The sequence below is a fragment of the Actinocorallia lasiicapitis genome (genome assembly GCF_054778695.1).
On record NZ_BAAGZI010000845.1, the window covers coordinates 1 to 760 of the forward strand.

The following is a 760-nucleotide window of genomic DNA, read 5'->3' on the forward strand; positions in this document are numbered from 1 at the left end:
TGCCCGGGGGCGGCGGCGGTGCGGCCGTGCAGGCCGCGAGCGCGGCGACGGCGAGAAGGCCCGGCGCCGTCCGGGCACACCGCTTGATGATCATTCCGCTCCCCCGATCGGATGCCCGCCAGCGGCTGATCTTAGCGTCGAACCGCTGCTCAGCGTAGGGTTTCCACCCTGAACGGCGGGGCGTCCCTTGCTGCGGCCCTCAGGATGACACCCGCTCACTGATACCTTTTTGCGGTACTTTGACGGATTTTTTCGGGGGTTCGGTGGCAGTGGGCGTGACGGACGGCGGGCTCACCAGAGACCGCGCCACCTGGCTGGTCTACCTCCAGCTCTCGATCTTCGCGACCCAGCTGTACGGGCTGAGCGCCGCGCTGCCGCTGATCCGGATCGACCAGCACACCTCCCAGGCCGTCGCGGGCCTGCACGGCACCGCGATGGCGATCGGCGCGGTCTGCTGCGGGCTGTCGCTGTCCGCCCTGACCCGCAGATTCGGCCGCCGAAAGATCGTCTGGACGGGCCTGCTGGTCATGGACGCCGCGGTGCTGGTGCTCGCCGCCTGGCCGGTCCTGCCGGTGACGCTCCTGGCGTTCGGAGTGGCCAGCGCGGCCGGGTCGATGGCCCTGTACAGCGGGATGGCGGCGCTCACCGACCACCACGGGCCGGTGGCGGGCCGGTCGGCGATCAGCGAGGCGAACGCCGTCGCGGTGGCGGCCGCGCTCGCCGCGACGTTCCTGCTGAGCAGCCTCGCCCGGACGGGCCT

Annotated in this window: 1 protein-coding gene; it reads left to right on the forward strand. The window is 71.8% G+C overall.

Annotated elements, in window-relative coordinates; all coding sequences use genetic code 11:
- Positions 1–269: 269 nt before the first annotated feature.
- The coding region (locus tag ACYVE7_RS35035) for an MFS transporter (RefSeq protein WP_460370976.1) at positions 270–760 on the forward strand (491 nt) is incomplete at its 3' end.